We start from the raw sequence: 18,093 nt of genomic DNA, 5'->3' as shown, positions 1-18,093 counted from the left end.
CGCGGCCGCCCTCGCCGCGGGCCGGCCCCGGGCTACCGCACTCCTGACCGGCGCCGCGCCACGAGGACGGTGTCCGGCGCCGCGTTGCCCGTCCGCGCGACCGCCGCCGCGTCGCGGTCCCGCGTCTCCGGAACGACGTCCCGCCACTGCGCGGGGTCGAGGACCGCCGCGACGTCCTCCGCGGTGTACAGCAGGTCGGGGTCGTGCCCGTGGGGACCCTGGTGCCCGTGCTCGACGTGCTCGTGACCCTGGTGGTGGTCGCCGGCACCCTCACCGAGCAGGTGACCGACGACGAGCAGGGTCCCGCCCGGCGCGACCGCCCCGCCGAGCCGGGCGAACAGCGCCGGGCGGTCGGCTCCGCGCGAGTGCAGGTAGTGCGCCGCGACGAGGTCGAAGCCGCCCTCCGCCGGCGTCCACACGTCCAGGTCGGCGTGCACCCACGTGATGCGGTCGTCGAGCCCGCGGGCACGGGCGTGTGCGGCTGCGCGGTCCAGCGCGACGGCGGAGAAGTCCACCGCGGTGACGCGCCAGCCCCGCTCCGCGAGCCACAGGGCGTCGGCGCCCTCACCGCACCCGGCGTCCAGCGCCGTGCCGGGCGGCAGGACGCTCCCCTCGACGACGAGCTGCCGGTTCGGGCGGCCGCTCCACACCGCCGGCGCCGACCGGTACAGCTCGTCGTACGAACTGCGATCGACCGCGCTCATGCCGCCACGCCCCGCTGGGCGGCGACGGCGCGGCGGGCGTCCTCGGCCACGAGGTCGGCGTTGATCATGGCGCCGGCCCGCATCCCGGCGGCGGCGGAGACCACCACCTGCGCGCTGAGATCGGAGACGTTGCCCGCCACCCACACGCCCGGCACGGAGGTCGCTCCGGTCGGGTCGGCCGGCACGGCGCTGCCGACGACGGAGCCGCCCATCTCCTGGTCCACCGCCGAGACCCCCAGCGACTCCAGCACGCCGGCCCGTGCGGTGAAGCGCGGCGCCACGACGAGAGCCGCGCGCGGCACGACCTCGCCGGTGACGAGCCGGACGCCGGTGAGCCGGTCGCCGGTCACCTCGACCCCGGTCACCTCCCCGTCGACCATCCGGACGCCCAGGGCCGCCAACTGCTCGGCCTGCTCGGGTGCGAGCCCGGGCCCGGTGTGCCGGAAGAAGACGACGTCCTGGCTGAGCTGCCGGAACAGCAGCGCCTGGTGCACCGCATTCGGGCCGGTGGCGAGGATGCCGACCGCCTGGTCGCGCACCTCCCAGCCGTGGCAGAACGGGCAGTGCAGCACGTCGCGCCCCCACCGCTCCGCCAGCCCGGGCAGGTCGGGCAGCTCGTCGACGAGGCCGGTCGTGACCAGCAGCCGGCGTGCCGACACCTCGCGATCGCCGTCGAGCGACACGCGGACCGTCCCGTCGTCCTCCCGCCGCGCGGCGGTGACCACGCCGTGGACGACCTCCCCTCCGTAGCCGACCAGTTCGGCCCGTCCGTCGGCGAGCAGGTCCGCGGGACGGGCGCCCTCCCGGCCCAGGTAGTTGTGCACGCCGGATGCCGGCGCGTTCCGCGGCTGTCCGGCGTCGACCACGAGGACCGTGCGCCGCGACCGCGCCAGGGCCACGGCCCCGCTCAGCCCCGCGGCGCCACCACCGATGACCACGACGTCGTATTCGCTCATGCGGCAACCGTCCACCCGTCCACACCGGATCGACAAGTATGGTTGCTGGTATGGCAAAGACGGACGAGCCCGCGGTCGATGCCGTCCTGGAGTCGGTCGGTCCGCGGCTGCGCGCGCTGCGGACCGACCGCGACCTGACGCTGGCGGCGGTGTCCGCCACCACCGGGATCTCGGTCAGCACGCTGTCCCGGTTGGAGTCGGGGCAGCGCCGGCCGACGCTGGAACTGCTGCTCCCCCTGGCCCGGGCCTACCAGGTGGCGCTCGACGACCTGGTGGACACCCCGCCCACGGGCGACCCGCGCGTGCACCAGAGCCCGTTCGAGCACGAGGGCGTGACGATGGTGCCGCTGACCCGCCAGAGCGGGGGGCTGCAGGCCTACAAGCAGACGTTCCCCCCGCGCTCGCGGACCGGCGACATGGAGCAGAAGACGCACGAGGGCTACGAGTGGCTCTACGTGCTCTCCGGCCGCCTGCGGCTGCTGCTCGGCGCGCGCGACTTCGTGCTCTCCACCGGCGAGGTGGTCGAGTTCGACACCCGGGTGCCGCACGCCTTCGGCAACCCGTTCCCGGAACCGGCCGAGGTGCTCACGCTGTTCGGTCCGCAGGGCGAGCGCATGCACGTCCGCGCCCGACCCCGGTCGTGACCGGCCCTCAGCCGGACCGGGCGTAGGCCGCGGGCGTCGTGGCCAGCATCCGCCGGAAGTGCCGGGTCAGGTGGGCCTGGTCGTAGAAGCCGGCGGCGGTGGCCACCTCGGCCACGCGCATGCCGTCGAGCAGCAGCCGGCGGGCGAGGTCGACCCGACGCCCGGTGAGGTAGCGGTGCGGCGGCAGGCCGTGCCGGCGGGCGAAGGCCCGCACCAGGTGGGTGGGGTGGACGCCGAGCTCCGCCGCGACCGAGGAGAGGTCCACCCCGTCGGGCAGCCGGGCGTCGATCAGCTCGCGCAGCCGGTCGGCGACCCGGTCGTCGCGCACGGAGCCGGGCGGGACGACGTCGCGGTCCAGGTGCCGGCGCAGCCGCTCGACCACGAACGCCAGCCGGCTGGCGGCCTCCAGCTCCTCGGGGTGCGGCCGCAGCGCGGCGTGCAGCCGGGAGACCCGATCGCGCAGCTCCCGGTCGTCGATGGTCGGGGCGTCGACGGCCCGCCCCACCCGTCCGGGGCCGAGCGTGCCGGGCTCCAGGTACAGCACCCGCTTGCGGAACCCCGCCGGCGTCTCCGCCCGCCCGTCGTGCGGCACGCCCGGCGGCAGCAGCGTCACCGCCGCGCGGGAGGCGCCGTGCGGCCGGCGGTCCAGGTCGTAGCGGACCGCGCCCTCGTCGACGAGCAGCAGCGTCCAGGCCTCGTGCGTGTGCGGCGGGTAGGCGTGGTCGGGGAACCGCGCGTGCAGCACCTCGGTCAGCCCGGGCACGGGCGGCCGCCAGGCCACCACCTCGGCTGCACCGGCCACGGGGGCAGCGTAGGCGGCCAGGAACGTACAAGACCCCGGACGGCGGCCTCCCCGATGCTGTCGGCATGGACGTGCGCGAGCTGGAGGACGAGGTGGCGGTCGCCGGGGAGACGGGGCCGCCGTGGACCACGAAGATCGCCGTCGTCGTCCGCGCGGGGCTGCTGCCGTGGCAGGAGCTCAACGTGACGGCGTTCCTGGCCGGCGCGATCGCCGGGGCGGTGCCCGAGCTGCTCGGCTCCCCCTACCGGGACGCCGACGGCACCGCCTACCTGCCCATGTTCCGCCAGCCCGTGGTGGTGCTGACCGCCGACGGCGAGCTGCTGCGGCGGGCGCGGGAGCGGGCGCTGGAACGCGGCCTGCCGGTGTCGCTGTTCACCGCGGACCTGTTCGCGACCGGCGGCGACGCGGAGAACCGTGCCGCGGTGCAGGCGGTCCCCGGCGCCGACCTCGACCTCGTGGGGCTGGCCGTGCACGGGCCGCGGACCGCCGTCGACAAGGTGGTGAAGGGGGCCCGCATGCACCCGTGAGCGGGGCCCACCCCGCCGCCTCCCCTCACACCTCGACGACGAGGTCGCCGTCGACGTCGCGGACCGGGTACAGCCGGACCGGCGCCGTCCCGGAGGTCGAGGCGCCGTCGGACCACCGGTAGGCGTACAGGTGCAGCGGGCAGACCAGCACGTCGACGTCGGTCTGCCCGTCGGCCAGCGGCCCGCCGGCGTGCGGGCAGGCCGCCTGGGTCGCGTGCAGCGACCCGTCGCGCAGCCGGAACACGGCGACCTGCACGCCCCCGGCGACGAACGCCCGCCCCTCCCCCGGCGGCACCTCCTCGACGCGGCCCACGGTGTAGGCGGTGCTCGTCCGCAGTTCGGTGAGGCTCATCGGACCGGCACCTCCGGCAGCGGGATCAGCGGGAGGGACGGGCGGAACTGGCCCGGGGTGGACGGCTCGCCGCCGTCCTGCCCCCACGGGTCGGTGTAGGCGTCGACCGACCGCTGCATGTTCGCGTCCAGCTCGGCGACGAGGCCCTCGCTGTCCTCGAGCAGCACCTGCTTGATCTTCTCCAGCCCGATGCGGGGCACGAAGTCGTAGGTGCGCTCGAGCCAGTTGGCGTTCTCCCGGTAGTACTGCATGAACCGGCCGGCGAGGGTCACCACCGCCTCCGGGGAGTCGACGGTCGCCAGCAGGTCGCCCTTGCGGACGGTGGCCCCGGCGGCGCCGCCGACGTGGACCTCCCACTTCCCGTTGCCGACCGCCACGACGCCGACGTCCTTGACGTAGGCCTCGGCGCAGTTGCGGGGGCAGCCGACGACGGCGAGCTTCATCTTGGCCGGGCTCTCGATGCCCTGGAACCGGCTCTCCAGGTCGATGCCGAGCTGGGTGGAGTCGCCGAGGCCGAACCGGCAGAAGTCGCTGCCCACGCAGGTCTTCACGGTCCGCATGCTCTTGCCGTAGGCGTACCCCGACGGCATGCCGAGGTCGGACCACATGGCCGGCAGGTCCTCCTTGCGGACACCGAGCAGGTCGATCCGCTGGCCGCCGGTCACCTTGACCATCGGCACCTCGTACTTCTCGGCGACGTCGGCGATCCGGCGCAGCTGGGCCGGGGTGGTGACCCCGCCCTTCATCTGCGGGACGACGGAGAACGTGCCGTCGCGCTGGATGTTGGCGTGCACGCGGTCGTTGATGAACTCGCCGTCCTTCTCGGGGACGAAGTCGACGCCCCAGAGCATCTTGAGCAGCGAGGTCAGGCCCATCTTCGACTTCGCGTCCTCCTTGCCCGCCGGGGCGAGGGCGGCGAAGACGGCCGAGACGCTGCGCAGGTCCTGCTCCCGGATGGCCGCGATGAGCTCGGGCTTGGCCATCGGGATGCCCGGGACGTACCAGGACGCCGACGGGTCCTCGGTGAGGTCGCCGTCGGCGGCCCACTCCACGATCTGCTTGACCAGCGACTTGCAGGAGCCGCAGCCCTTGCCCGCGCGGGTGCGGTCCATGACCCCGCCGAGCGCGGTGCACCCGTCGGCGACGACGGCGCAGATCGCGCCCTTCGTGACGCCGTTGCAGTTGCACACCTGCGAGTCGCCGGGCATCTCGGCGACGCCGACCTCCTCGGCGCCGTCGGAGAGGTCGACCAGCAGCCGGATCCGCTCCTCCGGGAGCGGGGCGCCGCGGTCGAAGGCCTGGGTGAGGAACGCGACCTTGCGGGTGTCCCCGAGCAGCGTGGCGCCGACCAGCGTGTCGTCGCGGATGACCACCGACAGGTGCACGCCGCGCTTGGGCTCGGAGATCACCAGGAACTCGTCGTCGTCCCGCTCCGGGGTGTTGATGCCCATGACCGCGACGTCGACGCCGGCGACCTTGAGCTTCGTCGCCGTCCGGCTGCCGTGGTACTCGGCGTCGGGGTCGGTGCCGGTGAGGACGTCGGCCAGCACCTTCGCGTGCTCCCAGGCCGGCGCCACGAGGCCGTAGACCTCGCCGCGGTGCTGGGCGCACTCGCCGATCGCGTACACGTCCGGGTCGTCGGTGCGCAGCTGGTCGTCGACGACGATGCCGCGCTCCACCTCCAGGCCGGAGCGGACGCCGAGGTCGGTGCTCGGCCGGACGCCGGCGGCCACGACGAGCAGGTCGGCGTCGATCCGCCGTCCGTCGGCGAGCCCCACGCCCTCGACGTGGCCGGTGCCGAAGACCTCGGTGGCGAAGACGTCGAGGTGGACGGTGATGCCGAGCGACTCCACGCTCTTCTTGAGGATGGCGCCGGCCTCTGCGTCGAGCTGCACGTTCATCAGGTGGGGCATGGCGTGCACCAGGTCGACCTGCAGCCCGTGGCCCTGCAGGGCGCGGGCGGCCTCCAGTCCCAGCAGGCCGCCGCCCATGACCACGGCCTTCTCGCACCGGCCGACGGCGTCGAGCATCGCGCGGGTCTCGTCGATGGTGCGGAACCCGTAGACGCCGGGCAGCAGTTCGCCGTCCGCGGCCCGCACGCCCGTCATCGGCGGGATGAACGAGTAGCTGCCGGTGGCCAGCACGAGGTGGTCGTAGGCGGTCACCGAGCCGTCGGCGGCGTGCACGACCTTGGCCGCGGTGTCGATCCGCTCCACCCGGACGCCGGCGCGCAGGGTGACCCCGTTGTCGGCGTACCAGTCGTGGCTGTTGAGGACGATGTCGTCCTCGTGCGACTCCCCGGCCAGCACCGGCGAGAGCATGATCCGGTTGTAGTTGCCGTGCGGCTCCTCCCCGAGGACGGTGATCCGGAACTGCTCGCCCCCGCCGCGCTCGAGCACCTCCTCGACGAACCGGGCGCCGGCCATGCCGTTGCCCACGACGACCAGCGAGGCGCGTTCGTCGAACTCGTCGACGTCCAGCCGGAACGAGGTCGGGTGGAAGGGGGAAGGCGGCATGACACGTCCTCCGAGGACTCTGCTCACCGCCACGCCCGGGCCCATCAGACCTCCACCAGCCCGAGGTCGACGACCAGCTCACCGGTGACACCGGCGGGCGCGGCGGCGTGCAGCTCCACGAGGGTGCCGCCGGGCAGGTCCTCGACCACGCGCAGCGGCACGTGCACGTCGCCCTTGGCGCCGATCGGGAACCAGCGCATCGGGACGCCGTCGCGCAGCAGCAGCGCGTAGACCAGGGAGTCGGTGGAGTTGCCCCCGCGGAAGTACAGCGCCTGCGCGCTGGCGCCGTTGGGCACGGTGTAGCGCAGCGCGGGGTCGACCGGACCCGGCTTGTCCAGGCCCTCCCCGGTGATCGCGTAGACGCCTTGCAGGAAGCGTGGGGTGCTCTTCACGCGGGGGGTCCTCCTCCGGGACGGGGGCCGTGGTGTGGGTGCTGTGGCGGGCTCGTGCGGGCGGGGCGCCGGCTGGGTGGCGGCGTCGGGGGCGGGCAGCCGCTCGACCGGGCCGGCGACCCGGGTGACGGCGACCGCGCAGACCTTGAAGGCGGGCATCCGGCTGGTCGGGTCGAGGGCATCGGCGTCGGTGAGCGCGTTGGCCGCCGAGGCGCCGCCCCAGTGGAAGGGCGCGAAGACGACGTCGGGCCGGATGTCCTCGGTCAGGTGTGCCGAGAAGCGGGCGCGGCCGCGGCGGGTGGCCAGCTCCACGACGTCGTCCGGGCCGATGCCGTGCCGGCGGGCGAGGTCCGGGTGCAGCTCGGCACGCGGCAGCGGCGCGAGGAGCTGCAGGCTGCGTGCGCGGCGGGTCTGGGTGCCCGACTGGTACTGGGCCAGCACGCGGCCGGTGGTGAGCACGTACGGGTACTCGGCGTCGGGCTGCTCGTGGGCCTCGACGTGCTCCACCCGCAGGAACCGGGCGCGGCCGTCGGGGGTCGCGAACCGCTCACCGAACAGCCGTGGCGTGCCGGGGTGCGGCCGTCCGCCGTCCGCCGGGGCCGGGCAGGGCCAGAAGACGCCCTGCTCCTCGTCGATGCGCCGGTAGCTGATGCCGGAGTAGTCGGCCGATCCCCCGGCGCTGGCCCGGCGCAGCTCCTCGAAGACGGTCTCCGGGTCGTCGCTGAACAGGTGCCCGGCGCCGAGGCGGGCGGCCAGCTCGGCGAGCAGGTGCAGGTCGTCGCGGACGCCGGCGGGCGGGTCGAGAGCGCGCCGGCGGCGGATGACCCGGCCCTCGACGTTGGTCATCGTCCCGTCCTCCTCGGCCCACATGGCGCTGGGCAGGACGACGTCGGCGAGCTCGGCGGTCTCGGAGAGGAAGAAGTCGCTGACCGCGAGGAAGTCCAGGTCCCCCAGCCGGCTGACGACCCGGCGGGCGTCGGGCGCGGAGACCGCCACGTTGGAGGCCAGCACCAGCAGCGTGCGGACGCCGCCGTCGGTGCCGAGGCCGTCGAGCAGCTCGAAGGCGCTGCGGCCCGGACCCGGGATCGAGTCGGGCTCCACCCTCCAGACGGCGGCGACGTGCGCGCGGGCCGCGGGGTCGGTGATGCTGCGGTACCCGGGCAGTTGGTCGGCCTTCTGCCCGTGCTCCCGGCCGCCCTGCCCGTTGCCCTGGCCGGTGACCGTCGCCCAGCCGCTGCCCTCCCGGCCGGGCAGCCCGAGGGCCAGCGCCAGGTTGATCCACGCCTGGGCGGTGTCGGTGCCGCTGCGGTGCTGCTCGGCCCCGCGGGCGGTGAGGACGATCGCCCGCTCGGCCCGCGCCAGGGCGAAGACGGTGCGCCGCTGGTCGGCCACCGGGACGCCGGTGAGCCGCTCGACGCGGTCCGGCCAGTACGCCGCGACGCCGGCCTCCACCTCGTCGAAGCCCGTCGTCCGCGCCGCGACGTACTCCTCGTCCACGAGCCCCTCGGCGAGGGCGATGTGCAACAGCCCGTTGGCCAGCGCCAGGTCGGTGCCGGGCAGCGGCTGCAGGTGCAGGGCGGCGGAGCGGGCGGTCGCCGTCCGCCGGGGATCGACGACGACGTGCTGCGCGCCGCGGACCCGGCCCGCGTCGAGGTACTGCATCGCCGGCGGCATCGTGTCGGCCGGGTTGGCGCCGACGAGGACGACGACGTCGGCGGCGGCGATGTCGCTCAGCGGGAACGGCATGCCGCGGTCGAGGCCGAAGGCGCGGTTGGCCGCGCTCGCCGCCGAGGACATGCAGAACCTGCCGTTGTAGTCGATCCGTGAGGTGCGCAGCGCGACCCGGGCGAACTTGCCGAACTGGTAGGCCTGCTCGTTGGTCAGTCCGCCGCCACCGAAGCAGCCGACCGCGTCGCGGCCGTACCGGGCTTGCGTGCGCTCGATCGCCGCGACCAACCGGTCCAGGGCGTCGTCCCACGTGGACTCGACCAGCGGGCTGGTGCGGTCACCGGGGACGGCGCGCACCAGCGGGCGGGTGAGCCGTTCCGGGTGGTCGAGCAGCTCGGTCGCCGACCAGCCCTTGGAGCACAGCCCGCCCCGGTTGGTGGGGAAGTCGGCCGGCTGCAGGGTGGCCGGGCGGTCACCGGCGGTCATGGTGATGCCGCACTGCAGGGAGCAGTACGGGCAGTGGGTGGCGGTGGTGCGGGTGCGCGGGCCGACCCCGGCCAGGGCTCCGGGGAGGGCGGTGGCGGTCACGGCACGAGACTCGTCGACGCCGGTTTCCCGACCGCGGCACCGGCGTCAAGCCTGGGTTCCGGAGGCCTCACACGCCCCGGTGACGAGGTGTGCGGCCTGGCCAACAACCTGTGACGTGCGTTACAAAGCCTCGTGTCGCGGCCAGTCCGGGCCGCGGCACCCGACATCGCAGTCAGGAGAGGCCATGCCGCTGGACCCGCAAGCCCAAGCCCTGCTCGCCGCCATGGAGGCGCAGGGCGCCCCAGACATGTCACAGCTGTCGGTGTCGCAGGCGCGGGACATGGCCAACTCCTTCCGCGAGATGCAGGGCGACCTCGTGCAGGTGGCCTCGGTCGGCGACCGCACCGTCCCCGGGCCCGACGGGTCCCTGCCCGTCCGCATCTACACGCCGCACGGCTCGCCGCGCGGTGCGATCGTCTACTTCCACGGCGGCGGCTGGGTGATCGGCAACATCGAGGTGGTCGACGCCCCCTGCCGGGCGCTGGCCGACGCCACCGGCTGCGTGGTCGTCTCCGCGCAGTACCGGCTGGCGCCGGAGTCGGCGTACCCGGCGGCGGCCGAGGACTGCTACGCGGTGACGTCGTGGGTCGCCGAGCACCTGGGCGAGCTGGGCACGGAGCCGGCTGGGATCGTCGTGGCCGGGGACAGCGCCGGCGGCAACCTGGCCGCCGTCGTCGCCCTGATGGCGCGGGACCGCGGTGGCCCCGAGATCGCGCTCCAGGCGCTGATCTACCCCGCCACCGACCTGCAGTCCATGGACACGGAGTCCTACCGCGACAACGGCGAGGGCTACCTGCTCACCGCCGCGTCGATGCGCTGGTTCCGCGACCACTACATCCCGGACGAGAGCCGGCGCGGCGAGCCCTACGCCTCCCCCGCCCGCGCCGGGGACCTCTCCGGCCTGCCGCCGGCGTTCATCGCCACGATGGAGTTCGACCCGCTGCGCGACGACGGCGAGCGGTACGGCGAGTTGCTGCAGAAGGCCGGCGGCCAGGCCACCGTCAAGCGCTACGACGGGCAGATCCACGGCCTGTTCTGGCTGTGCGCCATGTGCGACCGGTACGGCGTCCTGGTCGAGGACCTCGCCCGCGAGATCAAGGCGGCGCTGGGCTGACCCGCCCCGGGAGGCCGGCGCGCACCGCGTCGGCCTCCCGGCCCGCGGGGTGGTGGGATGGCCGGGTGAGCGATCCCGCGGCCTCCGTCCACCTCGGCACCCCGTCGGTCCGCCCCGCCGAGCAGCGCGACGTCCCCCGGATCGCCGCGACGCTCACCGTCGCGCTGGCCGACTCCCGGTGGACCCGCTGGGCGCTGCCGGAGGACGGCCGCATGCAGCGGCTGACCCGGCTGCACGAACTCGACGCCGGGCACCGCGCGGTGGCCACCGGGACCGGCTGGGTCACCGAGGACGTCACCGCGGTCGCCACCTGGGCGGCCCCGCCCGGCGCCCCCGGCACGGCTCCGCTGCCGGCCGACGTCTCGGCCGCCCTGGCCCGCGAGCTGCCGTACCTGGCCGGCCCGCACGCCGCCCGCGTCGCGCGCACCCGCGAGCTGGTCGATGCCGCCCGCCCGGCGCAGCCGCAATGGTGGCTGGCCCACCTCGGCACCCGGCCCAGCAGCCGGCGGCGCGGCATGGCCACCGCCCTCCTCCGGCCGGTGCTGGACCGCTGCGACGCCGACGGCGTGCTCGCCGCGGCCGCCGTCCACACCTGGGCCGCCGCCCGGTTCCTCCGCGCCTCCGGCTTCGAGGTCGACCGGGCCATGCACACCGCCGACGACGAGCTGCCGCTCTGGCTGCTGGTGCGCACACCCGTTCCCGCCTGAGTGTCGATCCGGCGCGACTCCGTTCGTACAGGGGGTGAGCGGCCGGCGAGGGACCGGCCGCCGACCCGAGGAGGACGACGATGGCGCAGTACCTGCTCACGATCTACCAGCCCGACGGCGAGGCGCCGCCGCCGGAGTTCCTGGAGCCGATCATGCGCGACCTGGACACGGTCAACCGCGAGATGCGGGAGGCGGGCGCGTGGGTCTTCGCCGGCGGCCTGCACCCGCCGGAGACCGCGACGGTGCTCCGGGCCGAGGGCGAGGACGTGCTGCTGACCGACGGCCCGTACGTGGAGGCCAAGGAGCACGTCGGCGGGTTCACCGTCGTCGAGGCGCCGGACCTCGACGCCGCGCTCGAGTGGGGCCGCAAGCTCGCCCGGGCGATCACCCTGCCGATCGAGGTGCGGCCGCTGCAGGGCGGCCCGAGCTGCTGACCCGGTCGTGACCGACCCGTCCACCGCGCAGGTCGAGCGGGTGTTCCGCGAGTCCCACGGCCGCGCGGTCGCCGTCCTGACCCGCCTCCTCGGCGACATCGACGCCGCCGAGGAGGCGGTGCAGGACGCCTTCACCACCGCCGTCGCGCGCTGGCCGGCCGAGGGCGTGCCACCCAGCCCGGCCGGCTGGATCGTCACCACCGCCCGCAACCGGGCGATCGACCGGCTCCGGCGCGAGTCCACCCGGGACGACCGGCACCGCGCCGCGGCTCTCCTGCACGACCCCGGCCCGCCACCCGAGGAGGGCGCCGTGCGCGACGACCGGCTGCGCATGCTTTTCACCTGCTGCCACCCCGCCCTGGCCCCCGCCGCGCGGGTGGCGCTGACGCTGCGGCTGGTCGGCGGGCTCACCACGGCGGAGATCGCCCGTGCCTTCCTCGTGCCCGAGGCGACGATGGCCCAGCGGCTGGTGCGGGCCAAGCGGAAGATCCGGGACGCGCGGATCCCCTACCGGGTGCCGGCCGCGGCCGACCTGCCCGAGCGGCTGCGCGGCGTCCTGGCGGTGATCGCGCTGATCGCCACCGAGGGGCACACCGCGACCTCCGGGGACTCCCTGGCGCGGGCCGACCTGTCCGCGGAGGCCATCCGGCTGGCCCGGGAGCTCACCGAGCTGGTGCCCGACGAGCCCGAGGCGCTCGGCCTGCTGGCGCTGGTGCTGCTCGTCGAGTCCCGGCGTGCGGCGCGGACCGGCCCGGACGGCGGCCTGGTGCCGCTGCCCGAGCAGGACCGCCGGCTCTGGGACGCCGCGATGGTCGCCGAGGGCCAGGCGCTGGTGCGGCGCTGCCTGCGGCGGAACGCGCCCGGCCCGTACCAGGTGCAGGCGGCGATCCAGGCGGTGCACAGCGACGCCCCCACGGCCGCGGACACCGACTGGCGGCAGGTGCTGGCCCTGTACGACCAACTGCTGGCGATGACCCCCTCGCCCGTCGTGGCGCTCAACCGCGCCGTGGCGGTGGCCGAGGTGCTGGGGCCGGCGGCGGCACTGGCCGAGGTCGACGCCCTGCACCTGCCGCACTCGCACCTGCTGCCCGCCGTGCGCGCCGACCTGCTCCGGCGGCTGGGGCGGACGGTGGAGGCCGACGCCGCCTACGCCGCGGCCGTCGCGCTGGCCGGCAACGCCGCCGAGCGGGCGTTCCTCGAGCGGCGGCGAGCGGAGCTGGGAGGAACGGGTTCCTAGTCGAACCGGCGGCGCTGCTTCTTGAGCTCCCCGCGCTGCTTCTTGGCCTGGATGCGCCGCTCCTGGGAGCCCCGGGTGGGCTTGGTGCGCCGCCGGGCCGGCGGTGGCGGGGCGAGCGCGGCGCGCAGCACCGCGGCCATCCGCTCGCGGGCGGCCTGCCGGTTGCGCAGCTGCTGGCGGTGCTCGCTGGCGACCACGGTCACGACGCCGTCCACCAGCCGGTCGCCCAGCCGCGCGGTGAGCCGCTGCCGCTGGGTCTCGCTCAGCCCGGCCAGCTCCAGCGGGGCCACCGAGAGCTCCACCCGCGAGTCCGCGGTGTTGACCCCCTGCCCGCCGGGACCCGACGACCGCGAGAACCGCCAGCCCAGCGCGCCCGCGGGGACGACGAGGGAGCCGGTGACCGGGAGGTCACCGGAGGCGTCGTCGGCGGCCGGCACGGGGTCAGTCTGGCCGATCCGGCGCGCGGCGGAGGGCACCGCCCCGGCGACCACCTCCGGGACTGACGATCAGGCGGCCGGCACCGGGTCCGCGCCGCCGGACACGCCGGGGCGGCACCGCAGCAGCCGGCGCAGCGTGAGCCACGACCCGCGGCCGGCGCCGTGCTGCTCCAGCGCCTCGACGGCGTAGGTCGAGCAGGTCGGCTCGAACCGGCACGACGGCGGCCGCTTCGGGCTGATCTCCCGCTGGTAGACGCGGACGGCGGCGACCAGGCGGTCCCGGAGCGCCGTGCCGCGCCGTCCGGTGCCGGCCGCGTGCACGTGCCGCACGGTCGTCGGCACGAGGAACAGCCCGTCGATGCCGCAGCCGATGGCGTTGGCCAGGCAGCAGCCGGTGTTGAGGAACAGCAGGTCGCGCAGGCAGGAGTCGTGGCCGCCGCGGTACCCGCGGCCGTAGCCGCGCCCGTACCCGGGGCCGTAGCCGGGCGGCGGGCCGGAACCGCGCCGCCCGTACGCGGGGCCGTAGCCGCGCCCGTACCCGGGGCCGTAGCCCGAGCCCATGCCGCGGTACCCGCGCTGCGGGCGCCGTCGCGGGCCCCGGCCGCTGCTCCAGATGAAGACCATGGTCCCCCAGTACCGCGGGAGGATCGGCACCATGCCCGGACAGTCCCTGCGCGCGGCGCTGGCCGCCGGCCCGGTGGTGCTCGACGGCGGGCTGGCCACCCGACTGGAGGCGCAGGGGCACGACCTGTCCTCGGGCCTGTGGTCGGCCCGGCTGCTGCGTGACGACCCCGGCGCGGTGGTCGCCGCGCACGCCGCCTTCGCCGCGGCCGGTGCCCAGGTGGCGACGACGGCCAGCTACCAGGCCTCGGTCGAGGGGTTCGCCGCGGCCGGGGTGCCGGCCGCCGAGGCGCGGGCGCTCATCACCCGGTCTGTGGAGCTGGCCCGCCGGGGCGCGCCCGAGGCGTGGATCGCCGGGTCGGTCGGCCCGTACGGAGCGGTCCTGGCCGACGGGTCGGAGTACACCGGCGCCTACGGCGACGCGCTGACCGTTGCCGGGCTGCGGGCGTTCCACCGGCCGCGGATGGAGCTGCTGGCCGGGGCCGGCGCCGACGTCCTGGCCTGTGAGACGGTGCCCGCGGCCGTGGAGGCCGAGGCGCTGGTCGCGGAGGCCGACGCCCTGGGGGTGCCGGTGTGGCTGTCGCTCACCACGGTGGTCGACGGCGACGGCGTCGTCCGCACCCGCCGGGGCGAGCGGGCCGAGTCGGTGTTCGCCCTCGCCGCGGGCGTGGCCGCCGTGGTCGCGGTCGGCGTCAACTGCACCGCGCCGTCCGCCGTCGGGCCGTCCCTGGCCGCCGCGGCCGCCGCCGGCAAGCCCCTGGTCGCCTATCCGAACAGCGGCGAGGGCTGGGACGCCGTCGGCCGCCGCTGGACCGGCGCCGCCGGCGTCCCCAGCGGCGACGTGGCGGCCTGGGTGGACGCCGGCGCCCGGCTGGTCGGCGGCTGCTGCCGGGTGTCCACCGACCAGATCCGCGCGATCGCCCGAGCCCTGGACAGCGCAGGTGCGTGGCCTACTTGAAGGCGTCCTTCACCTTCTCGCCGGCCTGCTTGAGGTTGCTCGCGGTCTGCTCCCTCCTGCCCTCGGCCTCGAGGCCGGGGTCGTCAGCGGCACGGCCCGCGGCCTCCTTGGCCTTGCCGGCGGTCTCGTCGATCTTGTTCCTGATCTTGTCCTCGGCACTCATGCCCCGGTGGTACCCGACGGCCACGGCCGCCATGCCGGGTGAGCGGCCGACCCCGGAACGCCAGGTCAGAGGATCGTAAAAGCGCGGCAAGAGTTCGGCCAAGATCGTCGATGACGCCCGCGGAGTGCCTACCGTTCACCGGCATGGAGACCGCCGTCATCCCCGGCCGGGTCCAGCCGACGCCGGTCCAGCCGCGCCGGCCGAACCGGGCCCCCCGGATCATCGGCCTCGACGTGGCCCGCGCTCTCGCGGTGTTCGGCATGCTCGGCGCCCACGTCGGGGCGGTCGCGCCCGACGTGGCAACCGAGCCGGCCACGTGGCTCGGGATCGTCAACGGCCGGTCCTCCATCCTGTTCGCGATCCTCGCCGGCGTGTCGATGGCGCTGCTGTCCGGGCGCACCGTCCCCCTGACCGGCGGAGAGCTGGCGCGCGCCCGGACGCGCCTGCTCGTCCGGGCGGCCTGGGTGTTCGCGATCGGCGGCGCGCTCGAGGCGCTCGGCACGGACATCGACGTCATCCTCGGCGTGTACGCCGTCCTGTTCGTCCTCGCCCTGCCGTTCCTGCGGTGGCCGCCTCGGCGGCTGCTCGTCATGGCGGGCGTGCTGGCGGTGCTGACGCCGCCGGTCGACCTCCTGCTCGCCCAGTACCTGGACACCACCGGCGCCTCGGAAGCGCCGTTCGTCTCCCTGGCCGTGACCGGCGCCTACCCGGCGCTGATCTGGTGGACGTTCATCCTGGTCGGGCTCGCCGTGGGGCGCTGCGACCTCGGCTCCGGGCAGGTCCGGGCCCGGCTGGCCACCGCGGGCGCGGGCCTGGCCGTCCTCGGCTACAGCGGGGGCTGGCTGACCGGACCGTGGGCGCTCGCGGATCCGGACGCCTACTCCGAGCGTCCCGACGGGTGGGATCCGGCCTGGTTGGCCGGCGCCAGGCCGCACAGCGGCACGACGTTCGAGATCACCGGCTCGGTCGGTGTCGCGCTGGTCGTCATCGTGGTGTGCCTGGTCGTCGCCGACCGGCTGCCCACGGCGACCTCCCCCGTGGCGTCGGTCGGGTCGATGGCGCTCACGGTGTACAGCGCCCAGATCGTCGCGATCTGGGCCACGGGCACCGAGGAGTACGTCGACAACCGGACGTGGGTGGCCTACCTGGCGGTCACCGTCGTCCTCGCCACGACGTGGCGCCTGCTCCTCGGCCGGGGGCCGCTGGAGCGGCTCCTGACGTGGAGTTCCGTGCGTGTCGCGCCGTGAGCGGTCGGGCCTCCCCACGCGGTGACCAGGTGACCTGACCGTGTCGGGTCCTCCCTCACCGCAGACCGTGAGGGAGGACCCGCCGGGATCAGGTCGCCCGGTCGTCGACGGACGGCGGGGTCACAGGATGGGCTTGCCGCCGGTGACCGCCACCCGGGCGCCGGAGACGTACGAGGCCTCGTCGCTGGCCAGCATCACGTAGACCGGCGCGAGCTCGGCGGGCTGGCCGGGGCGGCCGATCGGCACCTGCTGGCCGAAGCTCTCCACCTTCTCCTCGTCCATGGTGGCCGGGATCAGCGGCGTCCAGATCGGCCCGGGCGCGACGCTGTTGGCCCGGATGCCCTTCTCCGCGTACATCTGCGCCAGCGACGCGGTGAAGTTGGCGATGCCGGCCTTGGTCATGGCATAGGCGATCAGGTGGGGGCTGGGCTCGTCGGAGTTGACCGACGACGAGTTGATGATCGACGCGCCCGGCTGCATGTGCGGGATGGCGTCCTTGCACAGGGTGAACATCGCCGACAGGTTGAGCGCGACGGTGTGGTCCCACTCGTCGTCGGAGATCTCCTCCAGCGTCGGGTGGCTCATCTGGAACGCGGCGTTGTTGACCAGGACGTCGATCCGCCCGAACGACTCGATCGCCTTGGGGATGATCGTCTTGGCGTGCGCCCGGTCGGCGAGGTCACCGGGCACCAGCACGCACCTCCGGCCGGCCTCCTCGACGTACTTCTTGGTGTCCTCGGCGTCCTCGTGCTCGTCCAGGTAGGAGATGAGGACGTCGGCGCCCTCGCGGGCGAAGGCGATGGCGACGGCACGGCCGATGCCGCTGTCGCCGCCGGTGATGACCGCGGCCTTCCCGGTCAGACGGCCGGAGCCGCGGTAACTCTCCTCCCCGTGGTCGGGCTTGGGGTCCATCTCCCCCAGCGTGCCGGGGACGTCCTGCTGCTGGGCGGGCTGGGACTCGGGTCGGGGCGATGACACGTGGCCGTCCTCCTGGTTCGTGGGCGCTGCCGCCCCCGCGTACCCCCGTCCTCCGCTCCCGGAACCCGCGCGGTGGACGGTTGACGCCCGCCGTGTGGATACGCTTGTATCCGAACGCTCCCGACGGGTCCGCGCGTTCCGAGGAGGACCAGTGGCCACCAGCTACCGCGCCTCGGGCTTCACCGGCCCCCACGCCCGCGCCCGCTTCCTCACCGCCTACGACCGCACGCTGGACCGGCTGTGGCCGGTGCCGGTGAGGGCCGAGGACCTGACGACCTCCCTGGGCACCGTGCGCGTCTACCGCGCCGGGCCGGCGGGCGACGACCCGGTGGTGCTGCTCGCGGGCGCGGGTGGCAACGCGCTGTCCTGGTACCGGCACGTGGGCCCGCTGGCCGGCCGGCGGCCGGTGCTCGTGGTCGACCCCCTCGGCGAGCCGGGCCGCTCGGAGGGGACCGGCCCGATCCCCGACGGGGACGCCGTCGGCCGCTGGCTGCTCGAGGTGCTCGCCGCGTGCGGTGCCCGCCGCGCCCACCTGGTCGGGTCGTCGTTCGGTGGCTGGACCGCGCTGGTCGCCCAGCGCCAGGACGCGGAGCGCCGCATCGCCGCCCTGACCCTGGTCGACCCCGCCGGTCTGGCCCCGCTGGACCGGCGGTTCCTCCGCTGGGTGCTCCTCGGCGGCCTCGCGGCGCTGCTGCCGGCTGCGCTGCGCCGCCGGGCGGCCCGCCGCCTCGTCAACGGCACGCTGCTCGAGAGCGAACTGCTGGCCCTGGGCGTGGCCGGCCGCGGCTTCCGGCGCCGGCTGCCGACCCCGCCGGTGCTGACCGACGCCGAGCTCGCCGCCGTCGAGGTGCCCACCTCCGTGCTGCTGGGCGCCCGCAGCGCGTTGCACGACTCCGCCGCCGTCGCCGAGCGGATCGCCCGGGCGGCACCGCACTGGCGAGTGGAGGTCGTGCCCGACGCCGGCCACGCCCTGCAGCTGGAGGCGGCGGGCCTGGTCGTGGCGCGGGTGCTCGGCGAGCCCGCGGCCGAGGCCGAGGCCGGGTGAGGC

Annotated in this window: 19 protein-coding genes; 9 read left to right on the top strand and 10 right to left on the bottom strand. The window is 75.4% G+C overall.

What is annotated here, in order from left to right; translation table 11 throughout:
- Positions 1-32: 32 nt before the first annotated feature.
- Both CRP39_RS05390 and CRP39_RS05385 read right to left on the bottom strand, forming a co-directional pair.
- Complete coding sequence (locus CRP39_RS05390; RefSeq protein ID WP_097204945.1) at positions 33-704, bottom strand: class I SAM-dependent methyltransferase; 672 nt, start codon at positions 702-704, stop codon at positions 33-35.
- Positions 701-1,660 (bottom strand): NAD(P)/FAD-dependent oxidoreductase, encoded by a 960-nt coding sequence (locus tag CRP39_RS05385; protein WP_097204943.1) that lies wholly within the window; start codon positions 1,658-1,660, stop codon positions 701-703. The genes CRP39_RS05390 and CRP39_RS05385 overlap by 4 nt, the downstream gene beginning before the upstream one ends.
- 50 nt (positions 1,661-1,710) lie before the next feature.
- On the opposite strand from CRP39_RS05385, the gene CRP39_RS05380 reads away from it, so the two are divergent.
- Entirely contained in the window at positions 1,711-2,304 is a 594-nt protein-coding gene (locus CRP39_RS05380) for a helix-turn-helix domain-containing protein (protein ID WP_097204941.1), read from the top strand.
- A 7-nt stretch (positions 2,305-2,311) separates the two neighbouring features.
- On the opposite strand, the gene CRP39_RS05375 is transcribed toward CRP39_RS05380, so the two are convergent.
- Positions 2,312-3,106, bottom strand: a complete 795-nt coding sequence (locus CRP39_RS05375) for an AraC family transcriptional regulator (RefSeq protein ID WP_097204940.1) — start codon at positions 3,104-3,106, stop codon at positions 2,312-2,314.
- A 65-nt stretch (positions 3,107-3,171) separates the two neighbouring features.
- On the opposite strand from CRP39_RS05375, the gene CRP39_RS05370 reads away from it, so the two are divergent.
- On the top strand, positions 3,172-3,633 hold the full coding sequence (locus CRP39_RS05370; RefSeq protein ID WP_097204938.1) for a DUF2000 domain-containing protein: 462 nt from the start codon (positions 3,172-3,174) through the stop codon (positions 3,631-3,633).
- Positions 3,634-3,658: 25 nt separating this feature from the next.
- Here the strand turns inward: CRP39_RS05370 and CRP39_RS05365 are convergent, their stop codons facing one another.
- From CRP39_RS05365 to CRP39_RS05355, 3 genes are read right to left on the bottom strand one after another with little or no spacing between them, the layout of a single operon-like run.
- Positions 3,659-3,985 (bottom strand): Rieske (2Fe-2S) protein, encoded by a 327-nt coding sequence (locus CRP39_RS05365; protein ID WP_097204936.1) that lies wholly within the window; start codon positions 3,983-3,985, stop codon positions 3,659-3,661.
- Positions 3,982-6,501 carry a nitrite reductase large subunit NirB gene (nirB, locus tag CRP39_RS05360; protein WP_097204935.1) on the bottom strand — a complete coding sequence of 840 codons (2,520 nt, stop codon included), beginning with the start codon at positions 6,499-6,501 and terminating at the stop codon, positions 3,982-3,984. Before nirB ends, CRP39_RS05365 begins: the two co-directional genes overlap by 4 nt.
- A 44-nt stretch (positions 6,502-6,545) precedes the next feature.
- Positions 6,546-9,149, bottom strand: a complete 2,604-nt coding sequence (locus CRP39_RS05355; protein WP_097204933.1) for a molybdopterin oxidoreductase family protein — start codon at positions 9,147-9,149, stop codon at positions 6,546-6,548.
- A gap of 184 nt (positions 9,150-9,333) precedes the next feature.
- On the opposite strand from CRP39_RS05355, the gene CRP39_RS05350 reads away from it, so the two are divergent.
- The 4 genes from CRP39_RS05350 to CRP39_RS05335 all read left to right on the top strand — a co-directional run bounded on the left by CRP39_RS05350 (position 9,334) and on the right by CRP39_RS05335 (position 12,641).
- Positions 9,334-10,263 carry an alpha/beta hydrolase gene (locus CRP39_RS05350; protein WP_172442288.1) on the top strand — a complete coding sequence of 310 codons (930 nt, stop codon included), beginning with the start codon at positions 9,334-9,336 and terminating at the stop codon, positions 10,261-10,263.
- 65 nt (positions 10,264-10,328) lie between these two features.
- Positions 10,329-10,970 carry a GNAT family N-acetyltransferase gene (locus tag CRP39_RS05345; RefSeq protein ID WP_097204932.1) on the top strand — a complete coding sequence of 214 codons (642 nt, stop codon included), beginning with the start codon at positions 10,329-10,331 and terminating at the stop codon, positions 10,968-10,970.
- A gap of 80 nt (positions 10,971-11,050) precedes the next feature.
- Complete coding sequence (locus CRP39_RS05340) at positions 11,051-11,404, top strand: YciI family protein (RefSeq protein ID WP_097204930.1); 354 nt, start codon at positions 11,051-11,053, stop codon at positions 11,402-11,404.
- A 7-nt stretch (positions 11,405-11,411) separates the two neighbouring features.
- Positions 11,412-12,641, top strand: coding sequence for an RNA polymerase sigma factor (locus CRP39_RS05335; protein WP_097204929.1), 1,230 nt, complete (start codon positions 11,412-11,414; stop codon positions 12,639-12,641).
- Here the strand turns inward: CRP39_RS05335 and arfB are convergent.
- Both arfB and yidD read right to left on the bottom strand, forming a co-directional pair.
- The gene (gene arfB, locus CRP39_RS05330) at positions 12,638-13,078 is read right to left on the bottom strand and encodes an alternative ribosome rescue aminoacyl-tRNA hydrolase ArfB (RefSeq protein WP_097205198.1); all 441 of its coding nucleotides are present in this window, start codon (positions 13,076-13,078) and stop codon (positions 12,638-12,640) included. The genes CRP39_RS05335 and arfB overlap by 4 nt on opposite strands.
- Before the next feature lie 69 nt (positions 13,079-13,147).
- Positions 13,148-13,735 (bottom strand): membrane protein insertion efficiency factor YidD, encoded by a 588-nt coding sequence (gene yidD, locus CRP39_RS27400; RefSeq protein WP_245853588.1) that lies wholly within the window; start codon positions 13,733-13,735, stop codon positions 13,148-13,150.
- Between yidD and mmuM the strand changes: the two genes are divergently transcribed.
- The gene (gene mmuM, locus CRP39_RS05320; protein ID WP_097204927.1) at positions 13,734-14,657 is read left to right on the top strand and encodes a homocysteine S-methyltransferase; all 924 of its coding nucleotides are present in this window, start codon (positions 13,734-13,736) and stop codon (positions 14,655-14,657) included. The genes yidD and mmuM overlap by 2 nt on opposite strands.
- On the opposite strand, the gene CRP39_RS05315 is transcribed toward mmuM, so the two are convergent.
- Positions 14,650-14,820, bottom strand: coding sequence for a CsbD family protein (locus CRP39_RS05315; protein ID WP_097205195.1), 171 nt, complete (start codon positions 14,818-14,820; stop codon positions 14,650-14,652). The two genes, mmuM and CRP39_RS05315, sit on opposite strands and share 8 nt — an antisense overlap.
- 143 nt (positions 14,821-14,963) lie before the next feature.
- On the opposite strand from CRP39_RS05315, the gene CRP39_RS05310 reads away from it, so the two are divergent.
- Positions 14,964-16,067, top strand: coding sequence for a heparan-alpha-glucosaminide N-acetyltransferase domain-containing protein (locus CRP39_RS05310; RefSeq protein ID WP_172442287.1), 1,104 nt, complete (start codon positions 14,964-14,966; stop codon positions 16,065-16,067).
- A gap of 120 nt (positions 16,068-16,187) precedes the next feature.
- On the opposite strand, the gene CRP39_RS05305 is transcribed toward CRP39_RS05310, so the two are convergent.
- Entirely contained in the window at positions 16,188-17,045 is an 858-nt protein-coding gene (locus CRP39_RS05305) for an SDR family oxidoreductase (protein WP_097204924.1), read from the bottom strand.
- A gap of 151 nt (positions 17,046-17,196) precedes the next feature.
- Between CRP39_RS05305 and CRP39_RS05300 the strand changes: the two genes are divergently transcribed.
- Positions 17,197-18,090, top strand: coding sequence for an alpha/beta fold hydrolase (locus CRP39_RS05300; RefSeq protein WP_097204922.1), 894 nt, complete (start codon positions 17,197-17,199; stop codon positions 18,088-18,090).
- The last annotated feature ends 3 nt before the right edge of the window (positions 18,091-18,093 follow it).

It is taken from the genome of Geodermatophilus sabuli (assembly GCF_900215145.1).
Taxonomy (GTDB): Bacteria; Actinomycetota; Actinomycetes; order Mycobacteriales; family Geodermatophilaceae; genus Geodermatophilus; species Geodermatophilus sabuli.
The sequence above is the reverse complement of the archived record's forward strand: the minus strand, read 5'-3'. Positions and strand labels throughout refer to the sequence as shown.